The organism is Sphingopyxis sp. (assembly GCF_965279725.1).
Lineage (GTDB): Bacteria > Pseudomonadota > Alphaproteobacteria > Sphingomonadales > Sphingomonadaceae > Sphingopyxis.
In genome coordinates, this window is record NZ_CBDIIL010000003.1 from 846,621 (window position 1) to 864,583 (window position 17,963).

Genomic DNA, 17,963 nt, shown 5'->3' on the forward strand with positions numbered 1-17,963 from the left:
AACGGATAGGGTTGGGCATGGAAAAAATTCAGAACATCGTCATCCTGACCGGCGCCGGGGTTTCGGCCGAGAGCGGCATCGACACGTTTCGCGACGGCGGCGGATTGTGGGAACAGCACCGCGTCGAGGATGTCGCGACCCCCGAAGCCTTTGCGCGCGATCCCGACTTGGTGCTGCGGTTTTACGACATGCGGCGCGCGGCGATCCAGACCAAGGCGCCGAATGCGGCGCACGCGGCGCTGGCGCGGCTTGACGCCGCCTGGCCGGGCGAGTTGCTGATCGTCACCCAGAATGTCGACGATCTGCACGAGCGCGCCGGGGCCAAGCGGCTGATCCATATGCATGGCGAGCATTTGAATGCGTGGTGCACCGCATGCGATGCGCGGAGCCCATGGACCGGGACGCTGCTCGACCGTCCCGCCTGCCCGGCGTGCGGCGCGGTCGGCATGCTGCGCCCCGATATCGTGTGGTTCGGCGAGATGCCGTACCGGATGGATGAGATTTATCATGCGCTGAACCGCGCCGACCTGTTCGTGTCGATCGGCACGTCGGGTGCGGTGTACCCGGCGGCGGGGTTCGTCCGCGAAGCCCGCGCGGCAGGAGCGCAGACGTTGGAGCTGAATATGGAGCCGAGCCAAGGGTCGCACTGGTTCGACGAAGCGCAGCATGGGCCGGCGGGCGCGCTGGTACCGACGTGGGTGGATGAGGTTTTGGGCCGCTAGCGCCGCGCGGCGAAGAAGTCCCGTAGCAGCACCGCCGCTTCATCCGCGCCGATGCCGTCATACACCTCCGGTCGGTGGTGCACCGTCGATTGCGAAAAGATGCGGGGACCGTGCACGACGGCACCGCCCTTTGGGTCATCGGCGCCATAATAGAGCCGCGCGATGCGGGCGTGGGCGATGGCGCCGGCGCACATCGAGCAGGGTTCCAGCGTTACGTACAGATCGCAGCCGTCGAGCCGTTCGTTGCCGAGCGCGGCGGCGGCGGCGCGAATCGCGACGATTTCGGCATGCGCCGTCGGGTCGTGCGATTCGCGCGGACGATTGTGGCCCTCTCCGACGATCGCGCCGTCCTTGACGACGACCGCGCCGACAGGCACTTCGCCCAAATCCCGGGCTTTTGCCGCGAGTTCGAGCGCGCGGCGCATGGCGGGAGGAAACAGCGAAGCAGTCATGATCAGGCGCTAGTCGCTTGACGAATCTGCGGCAAGCCGATAAGCGCGCGCCTTTCCCGGCTCACTCCGGTCCTGCCCTCCCCGTTTTGCGGGAAGCACCCGGACGCCGAACCGAAATTTTTTGTACGAGGACAAACATCATGTCGCGCATCTGCGAACTGACCGGCAAGGGTCGTATGGTCGGCAACAATGTCAGCCACGCCAACAACAAGACCAAGCGCACCTTCCTGCCCAATCTGCAGAATGTGACTTTGCTGTCGGACGCTCTGGGCAAGGGCATCAAGATGCGCGTGTCGACCCATGGCCTGCGCACCGTCGAGCATAATGGCGGTCTCGACAACTGGCTGGTCAAGGCCGGCGACGATCAGCTGTCGGCTTCGGCGCGCAAGGTGAAGAAGGAAGTGACTAAGAAGCTGGCTGAAAAAGCCGCTTAAGTCGAGTTCACTTCGCTAAAAGCAATCAGGCGGCCGGTTTACCGGGCCGCCTTTTTGCTGTCCGGCGCTTTTTTGGGTGGCAGATCGACCAGTTCGAACTGGAGCAACAGGCTGCGCTGCCAGCGGTTGAAATTATTGTCGGCGACGAGCCACAGCCACGTGCGGCCCTGTTCGACCGTGACCGCCGCGCCTTCGTAATTTTCGGCGAGCGGGCGGGGGACGCGGCCGATGGTTTGCGATTCCACCACGGCGTCTTTACCGATGTCGGCGGGATCGACGACCGCGATGATCGTTGTGAAGACGGGATTCCAGCCTGTTTTGCGATGAACGAGCAGGATGCGCCCGTCGGGGAGCGGCGCGGCATCGCTGACCGCGCCTTTGCCCTGCGAATCATAAAAAAAACGTGCCGACGGTTGTTTCGAGATGCCGGGAAGGCCCGCGAGCATGACCCCGTGATTCTGGAAGGGATCGTCGCGGCCGCCTTCGGCAAAGATGATGATCCGCCCGTCGGAGATTCGCGCCATGGCCTCCGGTCCGCGCCCATGCGGCCAGTAACGCATCGCAGGAGGTGCGTAACGCGCCTCGAGGTGCGTGATGGCTGCATCGAATTTCCACAGCTGGTTGGTGCGTTCCAGACCGATCCAAGCGCTTCCTTTGACCGGATCGATAAAGAGCGATTCGCTGTCGACCATCGATTTCAGGGCGGGCCAACCGCGGGGCACCGGCAGGGGTGCGATGTCAGCGGCGACCTGCCGTCCCTTGCGATCAAGGGTGAGCCGCGTCCGATAGCCATTGTCGCCAATCAGCAGAAAGCGGCCCGGTGCTATCCGCGCGAGGCCGGAAAACCCGCCAAACCGGCTATGCGGACTGGTCAAATGCCAGCCACGCACGAAGCGCAGCGCGCCGCTGGTCTGCGGCGCAACCGCCAGCGGACGCGCGGTGGCGCGCTGGGTCAGGTTGTCGATCGGGAACCGCTGCACCGTTCCTGGCGCCGGCCCGATGGCGAGAAAGATCAGAGCAGCAAATAAAAGGCGGCGCATCGGCGCGGGATTAGGGCCGCGGCGCGCGAAAGGGAAGCGTTGCGGGGGGCAAAGCTGAACCGCAGCCAACAAGCGCGTTCAGGCTTGGCTCAATGCGAATCACCCATAACCCCTTCATCGACCCACCGCCCAGACGGGCAGCCCCAAGGGGCAGAAGACGAAAGAAGGAGAACGACGATGAAAAAGATGGTGACCCTCTCGATCGCCGCCCTGATGTCCACCGCGACGCTGGGCATGGCGGCTCCCGCTGCAGCGCAGAACGGTTATTACGACCGTGACGGCTATTCGAGCTATGACGTTCGCTACGATCGGAACGATCGTCGTTATGATCGCCGCGACTATCGCCAGGCCGAGCGCCGCGATTACCGCAACGATCGTCGCAACTATCGCAACGACCGTCGCAATTATCGCCAGTGCGACAATGGCACCGGCGGCACCATCATCGGCGCAATCGCCGGTGGCCTGGCCGGCCATGAAATCGCTGGTCGCGGCGACCGTGCCGTCGGCACGATCATCGGCGGTGCAGTCGGCGCAATCGCCGGCCGCGCCATCGACAAGGGGAATGACGGCTGCCGTTAAGGGCAGTCCCGACCTCCAATAATTTGCAGTCCCCCTACATGCCCCGTCCGGCCACCGCCGGGCGGGGTTTTCTTTGCGCCGCGCGCCCAGCCAGGCGACGGGGTTGCCTTAAACGCCGCCAAAGCCTAGGTTCTTGCCCAAGTGCACATCCGCGATTGGCGGATGCGTGAGAGAGACAGGTAATACCAGCCATGCGGCAAATGGCAGCGCCATCAGGGCGACCGCCGCGGCCCGGGCCGACGGCGAAGGGGCGAAGCAAGGCGGAACCCGCCTCGCGGCCCGCAAATTTCGTTCGTCCGCGGAGCTATGCCGCGATCGACCTTGGCACCAACAATTGCCGCCTGCTGATCGCCCGGCCGCAGGACGGCGAGCTGGTCGTCATCGACGCTTTTTCCCGAATAGTCCGGCTGGGCGAAGGTTTGCACGGCAGCGGCCGGATCAGCGACGCGGCGATGGACCGGACCGTGGCGGCACTGGCGATCTGCGCCGACAAGTTGCGCCGCCGCCATGTGTCGCTGTCGCGCGCCGTCGCGACCGAAGCGTGCCGCCGTGCCGATAACGGCGTTGAGCTCGCCGACCGGGTGCGCCGCGAGACCGGCATCGTTCTCGACATCATTTCCGCCGCCGAAGAGGCAAAACTCGCGGTTCTGGGCTGTCACAATTTGATGGAGCCCGGCGACGGTCCGGCGCTGATCTTCGACATCGGCGGCGGCTCGACCGAGTTGATGCACGTCGATGTGTCCGATCATGACGTGAAAATCCACGACTGGATCAGCGTCCCGTGGGGCGTCGTGTCGCTGACCGAACATGCCCCGCTACCCGAAGACAGCCTGGCGGGCCGTCAGGCGGCCTATTCCCACATGCGCGACGTGACCCGCGACGCCTTTGCCGCCTTTGCCGAACGCGCCGTGCAATTTGCCGGACAGGATCTTCGCCTGCTCGGCACCAGCGGCACGGTGACGACGCTGGCTAGCGTCTTTTTGAATCTGCCACGTTATGATCGCCGTGCGGTCGACGGGCTGGTCGTGCCGACCGATGCCATGCGCGACATCAGCCGCCGCCTTGCCGATGCGAGCATCGCCGACCGCGCCGAAATCGCCTGCATCGGCCGCGAGCGTGCTGACCTGGTCGTCGCCGGCTGCGCGATATTGGAAAGCATCATCGACCTGTGGCCCGCGGCGCGCGTCGGCGTCGCCGACCGCGGTATCCGCGAGGGCATTTTGCGCACCTTGGCGATGCAGGGCCGCGACGTACCCGTGACGCGGCGCGAGTATCGCAAATGAGCGGCGGCAGCGGCAAAAGTGGCGGCGGCAGCGGTAGGGGCGGCCTGCATGTGCGGGTCAAAACCGCCAAAAAGCGGAGTGTGTCGTCGACGCGCTGGCTGCAACGCCAGCTGAACGACCCCTATGTCCGGCGCGCGCAGGCCGAAGGCTATCGTTCGCGCGCCGCGTACAAGCTGATCGAACTCGACGACAAATTCGGGTTCATCAAAAAGGCACGCGCCGTCGTCGATCTGGGCATCACCCCCGGCGGCTGGTCGCAGGTCGTGCGCAAGGCCAATCCGCGGGCGCGCGTTGCCGGGATCGACCTGCTGACATGCGAACCGATCGAAGGCGTCGAAATCCTGGAAATGGACTTCATGGACGATGCGGCGCCGGACGCGCTGATCGAGGCACTGGGCAGCGCCCCCGACCTGGTCATTTCGGACATGGCGGCGAACACCGTCGGCCACCAGCAAACCGATCATCTGCGCACGATCGGGCTGGCCGAAACCGCCGCCGATTTTGCGGTGCAAACACTGCTGCCCGGCGGCGCGTTCGTTGCTAAAGTGTTTGCGGGCGGCGCGGACCAGGTGCTGTTGACGCTGCTCAAACGGCATTTCACGACGGTCAAGCACGCCAAGCCGCCGGCGAGCCGCAAGGGTTCCCCCGAACTGTACGTCGTCGCGCAAGGGTTCAAAGGCCGCGCGAGCGTTGGTGACGAAACGACGGGTGCGACCGACGGCGATGCTGGCCATAACGACCGCCGCTGATCGCTGCTTGCCCGGCGGTTTTATGATGCATACAAACGGCGATGACCGCCGTATCTGCAAGGACGCGGCGGAGGTTCACGCCCATTCCCAAGGACAGTCCATGAAGCATCGGTCGCGAAAATCCATTGCCCTGCTGACGATGTCGGCGTTCGTGCTGGCATCATGTGGCGGCGGTGGTGGAAGTTCGAGCACCAGCGGTGGCGGCGGACCGGTGACCGTCACCCCGACCCCGTCACCCACCCCTACGCCAACCGCTGGCTGCAGCCTCGGCGCGCGGCAGACCTTCGCCAAGGCGGTGATCGACGAATGGTATCTGTTCCCCAGCGACGTCGCGAGCGGGGTCAATCCGGCCAGCTCCAGCAGCGTCCAAGCCTATATCGACGCGCTGGTCGCACCGGCGCGGGCGCTCGGCAAGGACCGTTTTTTCACCTACATCACCTCGATCGCCGAGGAGAACGCCTTCTTTTCCAGCGGATCGAGCGCGGGTTTCGGGGTTCGCCTGACCTATGACGCTGCGGGCCAGCGGGTGATCATCGCCGAGGCCTATGAAACCGCACCGGCCTTTGCCGCGGGCATCGACCGCGGCACCGCGATCGTCGGGATCGGGACCAATAGCGGCAACATCCGTACCATCGCCAACATCGTTGCCGCCGAAGGTACCGCGGGGATCACCAACGCGCTGGGGCCAAACGATCCGGGGGTCACCCGCGTTCTGCGCATTACCGATGCCGGAGGCACTCGCGACCTCACCGTTGCCAAAGCCGATTATGCGCTCGACCCGATTTCTGACCGTTACGGGGCCAAGATCATCACCGAGGGGGGCCGCAGCTATGGCTATATCAACCTGCGCACCTTCATCTCGTCGGCAAACCCGCAGCTGCGAGCGGCGTTCCTGGACTTCCGCAATCAGGGCGTGACCGACGTCATCATCGATTTCCGTTACAATGGCGGTGGACTGGTTTCGACCGCCGAGCTGATGGGCGACCTGCTGGGGCGCAATCGCACGTCGAGCGAGCTATATTCACAGACCAATTTCCGCGCCTCGAAAGCGGCCGAAAACGATCGCCATTTCTTTGCCGCGCAGCCCGAATCGATCGCGCCGACGCGGATCGCCTTCATCGGCACCGGATCGACCGCGTCGGCGAGCGAGCTGGTGATCAATTCGATGCTGCCCTATCTCGGCACCAATATGACGCTGGTGGGCAGCAACACCTTTGGCAAGCCGGTCGGCCAGATCGCGCTCGACAAGGCCGAGTGCGACGACCGGATGCGCGTCGTCGCTTTTGCTACCGGCAATGCAACGGGCGCGAGCGATTATTATGGCGGCCTGGCGCCCAAGATCGCCAACAGCTGCGCCGCAAACGACGACCTCAGCCTGCCGCTCGGCGACGCGCGCGAGGCGTCGGTGCGCGCCGCGATCGACTTCCTCGCCGGGCGCAGTTGCACGACGCGCATCGCCGAGGCCAGCGTCGGCCCCGCCGCGCAGGCCAGAAATGTGTCGGTGACGGCCGAACCCGAAATGCTGATCCCCGATCGCCCGAGCGCGGCACAGCGCGAAATGCCCGGGCTGTTCTAGGGCGGGATGGCTTTAGGCCGACCACAATAGTCCGTTCGCATCGCGCGAAGTCGAGATGCCCCTCGACCTTACGCCACCCCGATGGGTTTGGCAGTCACGTCAGTACGACGCTCGCCGCCGCAGACGGCGATTGACCATCTGATCGAAACCGATGTAACGGGCGCCAAGCGACAGGTTCCCCGGCGACGGGGACTAAGAGGGAACGGGATAACCCCGGCTGCCCCTGCAACTGTACGCGGCGAGCTATCGGCCAAATGCCATTGGGACTTTCAGTCCCGAGAAGGCGGCCGATCCGGCGCTGACCCGCAAGCCAGGAGACCTGCCCGTCGCCGTCGTCTTTCGCGCGGGCAGGGTGCACCGAGCGGACGGGGGTGAACCCGCATGACGACAAAGTTGACCGCGTTCGCGCGGGGACGTTGTCGTGCGCCAAAGGGCCAAGGCATCGATCCCGCGTGCGTGCGGTGTTGTCGATGAGGTTACCCTAGATGAATCCCGTATTCCGCTTGTCCGTTTCGCTCGCCGTGCTGGCGGCGTCATCCCCCGCCTTTGCCGAAGAGGTTTCCACCACTCACGCCGTCGCCGACGCCGGCGACAGCATCATCGTCACCGCAACACGCGCGCCGTTGACGCTGGACGAAGTTCCCGCCGCGATCACCGCGCTCGACAAGGCCGCGATTGACCGGTCGCAGGACATCGGGGTCACCGAGCTGCTGCTGCGCACCCCGGCGATCAGCATCTCACGCAATGGCGGCTATGGCACATCGACGTCGCTGCGCATCCGCGGCGCCGAATCCGATCACACCGTCGTCGTGATCGACGGGGTGAAGCTGAATGACCCGTCGTCGACCGGCGGCGGCTTCAACTTTGCCAATCTGCTGGTCGGCGACATCGACCGGATCGAAATATTGCGCGGACCGCAGTCGATCCTGTGGGGCAGTCAGGCGATCGGCGGGGTCGTCAATGTGGTCACCGCGTCGCCGGATAAAGACCTCGAGGGCAGTTTCGACGTCGAGGCGGGTTCGCGCCAGACGGTCAGCGCCCGCGCCGCGATCGGCGGCAAGACCGGCCCGCTGCGCTGGCGGATCGGCGGCCAGCGTTTCACCACCGACGGCATTTCGTCGCACGCCAAGGCGTTCGGCGGGGTCGAGCGCGACGGCTATCGCAACCACAATGTCTCCGGCCGTGCCGAACTGGCGCTGGCCGACAATGTCAGCGTCGATGTGCGCGGCACCTATTCGAGCGGGCGGGTCGAATTCGACGGGTTCAATATCGACAGCAATGATTATGGGTTGAACAAGGAGCTGGTCGCCTATGCGGGTCTGAACATCGATCTGGCCGATGGGCGCTTTCGCAACCGCATCGCCTATGCCCACACCGACACCAACCGGGACAATTTCAACCCCGATCGCGCGCGGCCGCGCAGTTTCGAATCGGATGGCCAGAACAAGCGCTGGGAATATCAGGGCGGTTTCGACCTGAGCGACCGCGTTACCGCGATCTTCGGGATTGAGAACGAACGGTCGGATTTCCGCAGTCGCTCGCCCTCGGCCTCGCTTGGCGTTCCGCTGCCCGTGTTCGCGCGCGGCGAGGCCGAAATCACCAGCGCTTATGGTCAGCTGAGCGTCGAACCCGTCGATGGGCTGACGCTGAATGGCGGCGTCCGCTATGACGATCACGACCGGTTCGGCGGTCAGACCTTGTTCGCCGCGGGCGGGGTGTGGCGGCTGCCGACCGGGACGATCCTGCGCGCGAGCTATGGCGAGGGGTTCAAGGCACCCAGCCTGTTCCAGCTGTTCAGCGAGTTCGGCAACGCCGCGCTCGACCCCGAGGCCGCCAAGGGGTGGGAAGCGGGGATCGCGCAGCAATTGTTCGGCCGCGCGCTGACGATCGGGGCGACCTGGTTCGACCGGCGAACGACGAACCAGATCATCTTCAACAGCTGTTCGGGCACGTCAACCAACCCGCTGTGCTTTGCGCCCGGCAATCCGGGGCAGCGCCGTTCGGGCTTCTACTCGAACGTCTCGCGCGCCGAGGCGCATGGGATCGAGGCGACGGCCGCGTTGACCCTTGGCGGCTTCACCGTCGATGGCAATTATAGCTGGGTGTTGGCCGAGGACCGGTCGCCCGGCACCGCCAATTTCGGCAAATGGCTGCCGCGTCGGCCGCGCCAGACCGCCAATGCGTCGGTGAGCTATGCCTTTGACTTCGGGCTGGGCTTGGGCGCGGCGGTGCGTTGGTCGGGCAAGAGTTTCGACAATGCGAGCAATGCGACGCGGCTCGACGATTACACGCTGGTCGATCTGCGCGCCGAGTTCGCGCTGTCGGATACGGTGAAGCTGTTCGCGCGCGCCGAGAATGTGTTCGACGAGCAATATATGAGCGCGTTCCGCTACGGGTCGCTAGGACGCAGCGTCTATGCCGGCATTCGGGGGAGGTTCTGACATGGGCGCGATCTCGGAACGCCGCGCATCGGCGCTGTGGGTGACGCTGCTGACCGCGGCGAGCACCGCCACGACGCTGGCGCTGGCCTGCGCAACGCCCTTCCCCGCGCTCGCAGCGCTGGCCGCAGTGCATATGCGACGGCGGGACGGGGTGGCGCTTATGCTGCTGGCGTGGCTGGCGAGCCAATGCGTCGGTTTTTTCCTGCTCGGCTATCCGCGCGATGGCAGTACATTGGCTTGGGGCTTCGCGCTCGGCACTGCGGCAGTGGGGTCGGCGCTAGCGGGCTATGCAGCGCTGCGGGCGCTGGCGTACCGAGCGGTCGCGGCGCGGCTGAGCCTTGCCTATGCGGCGAGTTTTACGGCGTATAAGGGGATCATCGTCGTATGGGCGTTGGGTCTTGGCGGATTCCATACCGCGATGGCGCCCGACCTGCTCGCGGACCAGTTTGTCCGCAACGGCGTGATCCTGATCGGGCTGTACGGCCTCTATCGCCTGCTCGTCGCAGCGGGCGTCCCGGCGGCGCCGCAGCCCGCAACGAGCGCAGTCTGATGCTGACCCGCGTCGATCCGGGGCCGGCGGTGGTGGTGTGCAACAGCTGTCGCCATAGCCGTGACGCGCAGGTTGATGCGGGCGGGGTGCGCGGGGGGGCGCGGCTGGTTGCGGCGCTGCGGGATGCCAAGGCGGCCGAGCCGCGCTACGCCCAAATCGCGGTGCAGGAGATGGCGTGCCTGTTCGCCTGCCAGGAGTTCTGCACCGTCCATCTGCGCGCGCCGGACAAGATCGGTTATGTGCTGGGACGGTTCGGCGGCGATGCCGACACAGCGCGCGCCATCCTCGACTATGCGGTGCATTATGCCGCGAGCAATGATGGCCGCGTCGCCTATGCGCTGTGGCCCGAGGGGGTCAAAGGGCATTTCATCACCCGCATCCCGCCGCCGGGATGGATCGTCGAATGACTGCCTTTGTTTCCATCGCGGCGTTCGAGGCGGCGCTCGCCGATCTGCGTGATCTCGACTCTGATGCGCAGGCCGACGCGCGGATGCGGCAGAGCGAGCTTACCAAGCCCGCGGGGTCGCTGGGGCGGCTGGAGGATCTGGCGATCTTCTTCGCCGGCTGGCAGCGCCGCGCGCGGCCGCGGATCGACCGAGCGCGCGCCGCCATCTTCGCGGGTAACCACGGCATCACCATACATGGCGTCAGCGCCTTTCCGGCGAGCGTGACGGCGCAGATGGTGGCCAATTTCGCAAGCGGAGGCGCGGCGATCAACGCGCTGGCGGGGGCGGCGGGGCTAGAACTGACCGTGGTCGCGCTCGACCTCGACCGGCCGACCGCCGATTTTACCGTCGTGCCCGCGTTGCATGAGGCCGAATGTCTCGACGCGCTGAACCGCGGCGCAGCGGTCATCGAGGCAGATCTCGACCTGATCGTGCTGGGCGAAATGGGAATCGGCAATTCGACCGCTGCCGCGGCGCTGTGCGCGCGCAGTTTTGGCGGCGATGCGGCGGCGTGGGTCGGCCCCGGCACTGGGGTCGATGGCCATGGCGTCGCGCGCAAGGCCGCGGTCGTCGACCGCGCCATCGCCTTTCATGCCGATGCGCCGACGTCGGCGTTCGAGACGCTGCGCCGCGTCGGGGGACGCGAGACTGCGGCGATTGCCGGGGCGATCGTTCGCGCGCGCCAGCTGGGCGTCCCGGTGCTGCTCGACGGCTTCATCTGCGGCGCGGCGCTCGCCCCGCTGGCGGCAGACAATCCGACGATCGCTGCGCATTGTATCGCGGGCCATTGTTCGGCCGAGCCGGGGCATCGGCACCTGCTCGACCTGCTCGGGCTCGAGCCGCTGCTGCGGCTCGATATGCGGCTGGGCGAAGGCAGCGGGGCGGCGGTGGCAGCGAACATCATCCGCAGCGCGCTCGCCGCGCACGACCAGATGGCGACCTTTGCCGAGGCGCAGGTTTCGGCGTCACTGTGAGCGGCTTCACGCTCCATCTGCTCCGCCACGGCGCGCCCGAAACGCCGGGATTGCTAATGGGCCGCACCGATGGCGCGCCGACACCCGCGGGCATTGCGGCCTGTGCGGCGCAGGCGGTGGGCCTCGGCATCGAGCATCTGGTTGCCTCCGACCTTCGCCGCAGCCGCGCTGCCGGCGAAGCAATCGCCAAAATTCTAGGCCTGCCGCTGACCATCGATTCGCGCTGGCGCGAGCTTGATTTCGGTGACTGGGACGGACTAGCGAGCGGCGCGGTCGACCGCGATGCGCTTGGGCGTTTCTGGGACGATCCCAACGCCCATCCGCCGCCGGGCGGCGAACGCTGGTCGGCGCTGGTGGCGCGCGTGGCGGCGGCGATCGGCGATCTGGCGCCTGTCCCGACGCTGATCGTCACCCACGGCGGCGCCATGCGTGCCGCGCTCCACACGCTGTGCGGGTTCGAGCAGCGCCAGATCTGGGCGTTCGATCTGCCCTATGCGGCGCGGCTGTCGCTGCGCGTCTGGCCGGGCGAACCGGTGAGCGCCCAGATCATCGGACTCGCGCGATGAAGGGCTTGCTGATCGCGATCCAGTTCCTCACCCGCCTGCCGACGCCGCGCATTACCGTGTCGAGCGACGAATTCGCCGCGTCGATGCGCTGGTTTCCCGCCGTCGGGCTGATCGTCGGCGCGCTGGTTGCGGGCGCCGGGTGGGCCGGAGGGCAGATAGAGCCATGGACTGGGGCGCTGGTCGCACTACTGGTCTGGGTCGCGGCGACCGGCGCGCTGCACCTCGACGGGCTGGGCGACATCGCCGACGCGAGCGGCGCGGCGCACAAGGATCGCGAGCGCCTGATCGCAGTGCTGGGCGATCCGCATGCCGGCACTTTCGCGGTGGTCGCAATCGTGCTGCAGCTGATCGCCAAGCTGGTGCTGCTCCACGCGCTGATCGACGACCGGGCGTTTATCTCCATCGCGCTGATCCCCTTTGCGGCCCGCATCGGGCCGCTGGTCTGGTCGCGCGCGCTGCCCGATCTGCACGCGGGTCTGGGTTCGCGGTTTCGGGATGTCGTGCGGCCGGTCGATTTCGCGATCTGGAGCCTGCTGCTGTTGACCGCCGCATGGTTTTCGCCTTCGCTGCTCACGGCCCCACTCGTCTTTCTGTGCTGGGGCTGGTGGCTGCTGCGACGGATCGGCGGCATTTCGGGCGATGGGCATGGCGCGGGGATCGAGATCGGCGAAAGCATATTGCTCGGCGCGGCGCTGTTACTGGCGCACAGCGGATGAGCGGGCGCTGGACCTGGCATGGCGGCGGACTGGTGGCGGCAAGACGTCATTTCGGAGATGGCGACTGGATCGATCTGTCGACCGGGATCAATCCGCACCCTTGGCCGGGTGTAACCGACGTGGCGCTCGACTGGCAGCGGCTGCCCGAACCAGAGGCGTTGGCGGCAATCGAAAGCGTTGCCGCATCGCATTTCGGGGTTGATCCACGCCATGTCTGCGCGGTGCCGGGAAGCGAGATCGGGTTGCGACAGATCGGCGCGCTGATCGGCGGTCCGGCGCAGCATATTGCGCCCGGATACCGAACGCATGGCGCGATGATCGCGGGTAGCACCGCGACGATGCTCAGCGCCGTCCGCGACGGCGGCACGCTGATCCTCGCCAACCCCAACAATCCCGACGGCCGCGTGATCGACAGCAACGCCATGCAGATGCTGCTGCGCAGGCGCGGGTCCGACGGCTGGCTGCTGGTCGACGAGGCGTTTGCCGACGCCGATCCGGCGGTGAGCATGGCGGCGGCGGTGAGCGACGCGCCGCGGCTGGTCGTCTTCCGGTCCTTCGGCAAATTTTTCGGGCTGGCGGGGGTCCGGCTGGGCTTCGTCATCGCGCCGCAAGCCATCATCGCGGCGCTGCGCGACCAGCTCGGCGCGTGGCCGTTGTCGGCGGCGGCGATCGCGATCGGCAGCGCCGCCTATGCCGACCATGCATGGACCGCCGCGACGCGCGAGCGCCTGCCGCGCGACGCCGCCGCGCTTGATGCGGTGCTGACGACCCACGGGCATCAACCCATCGGTTCCTGCCCGCTCTTCCGCCTGATCGAAGTCGACGACGCGCGCGCGCTGTTCGAGCGGCTGGCGCAGCGCGCGATCCTGACCCGCCCCTTTGCCGACCAGCCGCGCTGGCTGCGCATCAGCCTGCCCGCCGATGCCGCGGCGTTGACGCGGCTCGACGTGGCGCTGGCCGATGGCTGATCCGATCGCGCTCACCGCGCTCGCACTTGATGCTGCTTTCGGCTGGCCTGCCGCACTCTATCGCCGCCTTGGCCATCCGGTCGGGCTGTTCGCGTCGATCATCGACCGCTGCGAAGCCGGATTGAACGAGCCGACGCGCAGCTTTGCGATGCGGCGGCCGCTGGGTATTCTCACCCTGCTCCTCCTGTTCATCGTCGCCATTGGTCCGGCTTTGGCCATCCAAACCTGGCTGCTCGCGGCGCCCGGCGGCTGGGGCTGGATCGGCGTTGCGATCCTCGCGTGGCCCGCGCTGGCCCAGCGCAGCCTGTTCGACCATGTCCGGGCGGTGGCCGACAAACTTGACAGCGGCGACCTGCCCGCGGCGCGCGCTGCGGTCGGCGCGATCGTCGGGCGTGATACCGCGGCGCTGGACCAAGCCGGGGTTGCGCGCGCCGCAATCGAAAGCCTCGCCGAAAGCTTCTGCGACGGGGTGGCGGCGCCGTTGTTCTGGCTGCTGTTGCTCGGGCTGCCCGGCGTGTGGGCGTATAAGGCGGTGAATACCGCCGACAGCCTGATCGGCCACCGCGAAGATCGCTGGCGCGCGTTCGGCTGGGCGGCGGCGCGGACCGACGATCTGGCCAACTGGATTCCGGCGCGGCTGTCAGGCGCCATTCTGTGCCTTGCCGGAAGCGGCGGCTGGCGCATCCTGTGGCGCGATGCCCGAAACCACGCCTCACCCAACGCTGGCTGGCCCGAGGCGGCGATGGCGGGCGCGCTGGGGCTTCGGCTGGCGGGTCCGATCGCGTATGACGGCGTGATGCATGACAAGCGCTGGATCGGCGACGGCCACAGCGAAGCCGACGGCGGTGATATCGACCGTGCCCTGACGATCTATCTGCGCGCTTGCCTGATCCTGTGGTTGATCGCAGGAGGCACCCTATGGCTGCGTTGATGCTTCAGGGGACCGGCTCCGACGTCGGCAAGTCGGTGCTGGTCGCGGGTCTGTGCCGCGCCTTTGCCAATCGCGGGCTGGTCGTCCGCCCGTTCAAGCCGCAGAATATGTCGAACAATGCCGCAGTGACGATCGACGGCGGCGAGATCGGGCGCGCGCAGGCGTTGCAAGCCATCGCATGCCGCGCCGAGCCACACAGCGACATGAACCCGGTGCTGCTGAAGCCGCAAGCCGATCGCACGTCGCAGCTGATCGTCCACGGCCGCGTGCGCGGGACGCTGGGCAGCGGCAATTTTCGCGAAGCGCGCGGCGCGCTGCTGACCGAGGTGATGGAAAGCTATGACCGGTTACGCGCGACATGCGATCTGGTTGTCGTCGAGGGGGCGGGGTCGCCCGCCGAGATCAACCTGCGCGCCGGCGACATTGCCAATATGGGCTTTGCCCGCGCCGCGAATGTGCCGGTGGTCCTGATCGGCGACATCGACCGCGGCGGGGTGATCGCATCGGTCGTCGGCACCCGCGCGGTGATCGACCCGGACGATGCGGCGATGATCCGCGGGTTTTTGATCAACAAATTTCGCGGCGACCCGGCGCTGTTCGACGATGGCTATCGCGAAATCGAGCGGCGCGGCGGCTGGCCGGGGTTCGGGGTCATCCCGTGGCTGAACGCCGCGGCGCGGCTGCCGAGCGAGGATGCGGTGATCCTGGAGCGTCCCGCCGACCCGCGCGACGGACGCCAAATGATCGCCTGCCCGATCCTGCCGCGCATCTCCAATTTCGACGATCTCGATCCGTTCAAGCTCGAACCCGGGGTCGAAGTCGTGATGGTGCCGCCGGGGCGGCCGATCCCAGCCGAGGCGGCGATCATCGTGCTGCCGGGGTCGAAAGCGACGATCGCCGATCTGGGCGCGCTGCGCGCCGAGGGCTGGGACATCGACATATTGGCGCATCACCGGCGCGGCAGGATGATCGTCGGGCTGTGCGGAGGGTATCAAATGCTCGGGCGGCGCGTCACCGATCCGCTGGGGATCGAGGGAGCGGCGGCGGCGGTTGAAGGGCTCGGGCTGCTCGACGTCGAAACGAGGTTGTCGCCCGCCAAGACATTGCGGCACGTCACCGGATCGGCGCTGGGCGCCGACGTGGCAGGCTATGAAATGCATATGGGCGAAACGCGCGGTCCGGGCACGATGGACCCCTTTGCGACGCTCGTTGACGGCGCCAGCGACGGTGCGGTCAGCCACGACGGGCGGGTGATCGGATCCTATCTCCACGGGCTGTTCGCCTCGGCCGAGCTGCGCCGCGCGCTGCTGGCGCGCATCGGGGTGGCAGGCGGCGGGCGCGACTATGCGGCCGATGTCGATACGGCGCTCGACGACATCGCCGCGGAACTTGCGGTCCATGTCGATCTGGACGGCTTGCTGGCGCTGGCCGGGGTGCGTGGATGACCCGAAACAGCCTGTTTGTCCTCGGCGGCGCGCGGTCGGGCAAGAGCCGTTATGCGCAGGCGCGCGCCGAAATACTGGCCGGTCCCCATCATTTTGTCGCAACTGCCGAAGCCTTCGACGATGAAATGCGGACCCGCATTGCGCGCCATCAGGCCGACCGCGACGCGCGCTGGCAGACGGTGGAGGCGCCGCGCGACCTGCCCGGCGTCCTCGCCACGCTGAACGCCTCCAACGCGGTGGTGCTGGTCGATTGCCTGACGCTATGGTTGTCGAACCTGATCCTTGCCGATGCCGACGTCGATCGCGCCGAGGTAGAATTATGCAATGTTATCAATGATTTTGACGGATGTATCATCCTGGTGTCCAACGAAGTCGGGTTGGGCATTGTCCCGGCCAACGCGCTGGCGCGGCGCTTTGGTGACGCCGCGGGGCGGCTGAATCAGGCCGTTGCGGCGGTCGCCGCCGAGGTCGTGCTGATCACCGCCGGACTGCCGCTGACGCTCAAACCAGCGCCGCAACCGCGATAAGCGCCATTCCGCGGGGCATCGAGCCGCAAATCCGAGGGCTTGGCGAACGCCATATCATGCGTCTATGGCAGCGCATTGGCCGGGAATCGCCCGACCGAAACCAGGAGAGAATTTATGAATCACGCCGAACTGTCGGACGCCGTCGCCGCGTCGCTGGACCTGAGCAAAGCCGACGGCCGCAAGGCTGTCGATGCCGTTTTCGCCGCGATCGGCGATGCCGCCGCCAAGGGTGACGAAGTTTCGGTCAACGGCTTTGGCAAGTTCAAGGTCAAGGCGACCCCGGCGCGCGAAGGCCGCAACCCTTCGACCGGCGCGACGATCCAGATCAAGGCCGCCAAGAAGCTGACCTTTGGTCCGGCCAAGGCCGTCAAGGATCGCCTGAACGGCTAATCCATCTCGGCTCATCGCCGTGCGCAGGGCTCCGCCGAACCATCGGCGGAGCCCTTGCTGTTTCAGCCCGGCGGCTTTTTCAGTTCGGAGTCAGGGCTTCAATGGGTTTGGCGCGCGGCCTCGACGGCTTGATCACCACATCGCCGACATAGTCCATCGCCGCCAGCGTTTTCAGATGCGCCTCGATCAGATCGAAAATCACTGCGTCCTCGCCCAAGTCGAACTTGCGCGCGAACAGGTCGGGGCTGAGCGTCAGGCGCAGCGCATCGGCAGTCACAAAGGTGCGCGGGCGTAGCTTGATGTCGCCATCGGGTACCCAATCGATCGTCCGCAGATCGTCGTTCATCACTTCGCCTTGGTTGGGGCTGTTCATGATCAGTGTCTGAAAAAACGCCTCGTCAGGAATGAAGCTGCGACGATAGAAGGTCTTGAAGCGCTCGGCGCTCGGATGATGGACCGCAAACTGGCAAAAGCCGCGCGTTACAACCTTCCACTGAGTGCCGATGAACGGCGTCGCGCCCTTGAGAAAGGCGCGCGGCACACCGGTCCGGAACATCCGCCCCAGCGCCTCGACGAACATATGGCTGACGCGGTTCAGCGTTTCGGGCCGGATCGCGCGCTGGTCGAGCGCCCGGATATATTGGCGGCGCGGGTTGGCGCGCAGGAAATCACGGATATAGGCCTGCGACTTCAGAGGAAAATCCTGGCCGCTGAGGTTGATATAATGGGTCCAGCTGCTGCTCATCGCCAGCAATTTGCCCATGCCGCGCAGCTCGGCGTCGACTAGGCTATAGCCGCCCCACAGCGCCTTTTTCGATTCGATGATCGCGACGCCCTGATAGGGTTTCAGGAATTCGGCGATGTCGGCGGCAAATTCCGCGCCCGACCCTTTGTCGACATGGATCACATAGCTGTTGCCGGGCGCATAAATGGCGCGGAACATCCGTTTGAACTGTTCGGGAAAGCGGTGGAGGAGGATGAAATAGCCGATCATTTGAGCATGCCTTTCGGACCGCCAACCCGGGCTGTCAGCCCACCGGATGCGCGATCATTTTCCTGTCCCGGAAAACCCAATCAAAATCATTCTGATCGATAGGAGACAATGCCCGACAGTTGGCCCGCCACGTTACGACGCGGCGCGGTCCAGCGGCATGGTACCCATATGGGGAGTAGC

Annotated in this window: 20 protein-coding genes and 1 riboswitch; of the genes, 17 read left to right on the forward strand and 3 right to left on the reverse strand. The window is 66.3% G+C overall.

Features of this window, described 5'->3' with window-relative positions; translation table 11 throughout:
• Positions 1-17: 17 nt before the first annotated feature.
• Positions 18-722 carry an NAD-dependent deacylase gene (locus ACQY6T_RS12935; RefSeq protein WP_428631268.1) on the forward strand — a complete coding sequence of 235 codons (705 nt, stop codon included), beginning with the start codon at positions 18-20 and terminating at the stop codon, positions 720-722.
• Here the strand turns inward: ACQY6T_RS12935 and tadA are convergent.
• Complete coding sequence (gene tadA, locus ACQY6T_RS12940) at positions 719-1,174, reverse strand: tRNA adenosine(34) deaminase TadA (RefSeq protein WP_428631270.1); 456 nt, start codon at positions 1,172-1,174, stop codon at positions 719-721. The two genes, ACQY6T_RS12935 and tadA, sit on opposite strands and share 4 nt — an antisense overlap.
• Positions 1,175-1,314: 140 nt before the next feature.
• On the opposite strand from tadA, the gene rpmB reads away from it, so the two are divergent.
• On the forward strand, positions 1,315-1,608 hold the full coding sequence (gene rpmB, locus ACQY6T_RS12945; RefSeq protein WP_327475389.1) for a 50S ribosomal protein L28: 294 nt from the start codon (positions 1,315-1,317) through the stop codon (positions 1,606-1,608).
• Positions 1,609-1,646: 38 nt separating this feature from the next.
• Here rpmB and ACQY6T_RS12950 read toward each other — a convergent pair whose 3' ends face one another.
• Positions 1,647-2,648 carry an esterase-like activity of phytase family protein gene (locus ACQY6T_RS12950; protein WP_428631272.1) on the reverse strand — a complete coding sequence of 334 codons (1,002 nt, stop codon included), beginning with the start codon at positions 2,646-2,648 and terminating at the stop codon, positions 1,647-1,649.
• 177 nt (positions 2,649-2,825) lie between these two features.
• Here ACQY6T_RS12950 and ACQY6T_RS12955 point away from each other — a divergent pair, with 177 nt between their 5' ends.
• The 15 genes from ACQY6T_RS12955 (at position 2,826) to ACQY6T_RS13025 (ending at position 16,789) form a co-directional block, all read left to right on the forward strand.
• A complete protein-coding gene (locus tag ACQY6T_RS12955; protein WP_428631273.1) occupies positions 2,826-3,227 on the forward strand; it encodes a glycine zipper 2TM domain-containing protein in 402 nt (133 codons plus the stop codon).
• Positions 3,228-3,418: 191 nt separating this feature from the next.
• Entirely contained in the window at positions 3,419-4,510 is a 1,092-nt protein-coding gene (locus ACQY6T_RS12960) for a Ppx/GppA family phosphatase (RefSeq protein WP_428631275.1), read from the forward strand.
• Positions 4,507-5,259 carry an RlmE family RNA methyltransferase gene (locus ACQY6T_RS12965; protein ID WP_428631277.1) on the forward strand — a complete coding sequence of 251 codons (753 nt, stop codon included), beginning with the start codon at positions 4,507-4,509 and terminating at the stop codon, positions 5,257-5,259. Before ACQY6T_RS12960 ends, ACQY6T_RS12965 begins: the two co-directional genes overlap by 4 nt.
• Before the next feature lie 100 nt (positions 5,260-5,359).
• Complete coding sequence (locus tag ACQY6T_RS12970; protein ID WP_428631279.1) at positions 5,360-6,835, forward strand: S41 family peptidase; 1,476 nt, start codon at positions 5,360-5,362, stop codon at positions 6,833-6,835.
• A gap of 155 nt (positions 6,836-6,990) precedes the next feature.
• Positions 6,991-7,176: riboswitch (cobalamin riboswitch) on the forward strand.
• A gap of 144 nt (positions 7,177-7,320) precedes the next feature.
• Complete coding sequence (locus ACQY6T_RS12975; RefSeq protein WP_428631282.1) at positions 7,321-9,276, forward strand: TonB-dependent receptor plug domain-containing protein; 1,956 nt, start codon at positions 7,321-7,323, stop codon at positions 9,274-9,276.
• A gap of 1 nt (position 9,277) precedes the next feature.
• Positions 9,278-9,826: a hypothetical protein gene (locus ACQY6T_RS12980; RefSeq protein ID WP_428631284.1), complete on the forward strand. Its 549-nt coding sequence runs from the start codon at positions 9,278-9,280 to the stop codon at positions 9,824-9,826.
• Positions 9,826-10,233 carry a DUF1636 domain-containing protein gene (locus ACQY6T_RS12985; RefSeq protein WP_428631286.1) on the forward strand — a complete coding sequence of 136 codons (408 nt, stop codon included), beginning with the start codon at positions 9,826-9,828 and terminating at the stop codon, positions 10,231-10,233. The genes ACQY6T_RS12980 and ACQY6T_RS12985 overlap by 1 nt, the downstream gene beginning before the upstream one ends.
• Positions 10,230-11,246, forward strand: coding sequence for a nicotinate-nucleotide--dimethylbenzimidazole phosphoribosyltransferase (gene cobT / locus ACQY6T_RS12990; RefSeq protein ID WP_428631289.1), 1,017 nt, complete (start codon positions 10,230-10,232; stop codon positions 11,244-11,246). The genes ACQY6T_RS12985 and cobT overlap by 4 nt, the downstream gene beginning before the upstream one ends.
• Entirely contained in the window at positions 11,243-11,812 is a 570-nt protein-coding gene (locus ACQY6T_RS12995; RefSeq protein WP_428631291.1) for a histidine phosphatase family protein, read from the forward strand. The genes cobT and ACQY6T_RS12995 overlap by 4 nt, the downstream gene beginning before the upstream one ends.
• Positions 11,809-12,528: an adenosylcobinamide-GDP ribazoletransferase gene (locus tag ACQY6T_RS13000; protein ID WP_428631294.1), complete on the forward strand. Its 720-nt coding sequence runs from the start codon at positions 11,809-11,811 to the stop codon at positions 12,526-12,528. Before ACQY6T_RS12995 ends, ACQY6T_RS13000 begins: the two co-directional genes overlap by 4 nt.
• Positions 12,525-13,496, forward strand: a complete 972-nt coding sequence (locus ACQY6T_RS13005; RefSeq protein ID WP_428631295.1) for a threonine-phosphate decarboxylase — start codon at positions 12,525-12,527, stop codon at positions 13,494-13,496. The genes ACQY6T_RS13000 and ACQY6T_RS13005 overlap by 4 nt, the downstream gene beginning before the upstream one ends.
• Entirely contained in the window at positions 13,489-14,427 is a 939-nt protein-coding gene (gene cbiB, locus ACQY6T_RS13010) for an adenosylcobinamide-phosphate synthase CbiB (protein WP_428631296.1), read from the forward strand. Before ACQY6T_RS13005 ends, cbiB begins: the two co-directional genes overlap by 8 nt.
• A complete protein-coding gene (locus ACQY6T_RS13015; protein ID WP_428631298.1) occupies positions 14,415-15,872 on the forward strand; it encodes a cobyric acid synthase in 1,458 nt (485 codons plus the stop codon). Before cbiB ends, ACQY6T_RS13015 begins: the two co-directional genes overlap by 13 nt.
• Positions 15,869-16,399, forward strand: a complete 531-nt coding sequence (gene cobU, locus ACQY6T_RS13020; protein ID WP_428631301.1) for a bifunctional adenosylcobinamide kinase/adenosylcobinamide-phosphate guanylyltransferase — start codon at positions 15,869-15,871, stop codon at positions 16,397-16,399. The genes ACQY6T_RS13015 and cobU overlap by 4 nt, the downstream gene beginning before the upstream one ends.
• Before the next feature lie 114 nt (positions 16,400-16,513).
• Entirely contained in the window at positions 16,514-16,789 is a 276-nt protein-coding gene (locus tag ACQY6T_RS13025) for an HU family DNA-binding protein (RefSeq protein WP_137752732.1), read from the forward strand.
• A 79-nt stretch (positions 16,790-16,868) separates the two neighbouring features.
• Here the strand turns inward: ACQY6T_RS13025 and ACQY6T_RS13030 are convergent, their stop codons facing one another.
• Complete coding sequence (locus tag ACQY6T_RS13030; RefSeq protein WP_428631303.1) at positions 16,869-17,783, reverse strand: beta-1,6-N-acetylglucosaminyltransferase; 915 nt, start codon at positions 17,781-17,783, stop codon at positions 16,869-16,871.
• Positions 17,784-17,963 lie beyond the last annotated feature (180 nt).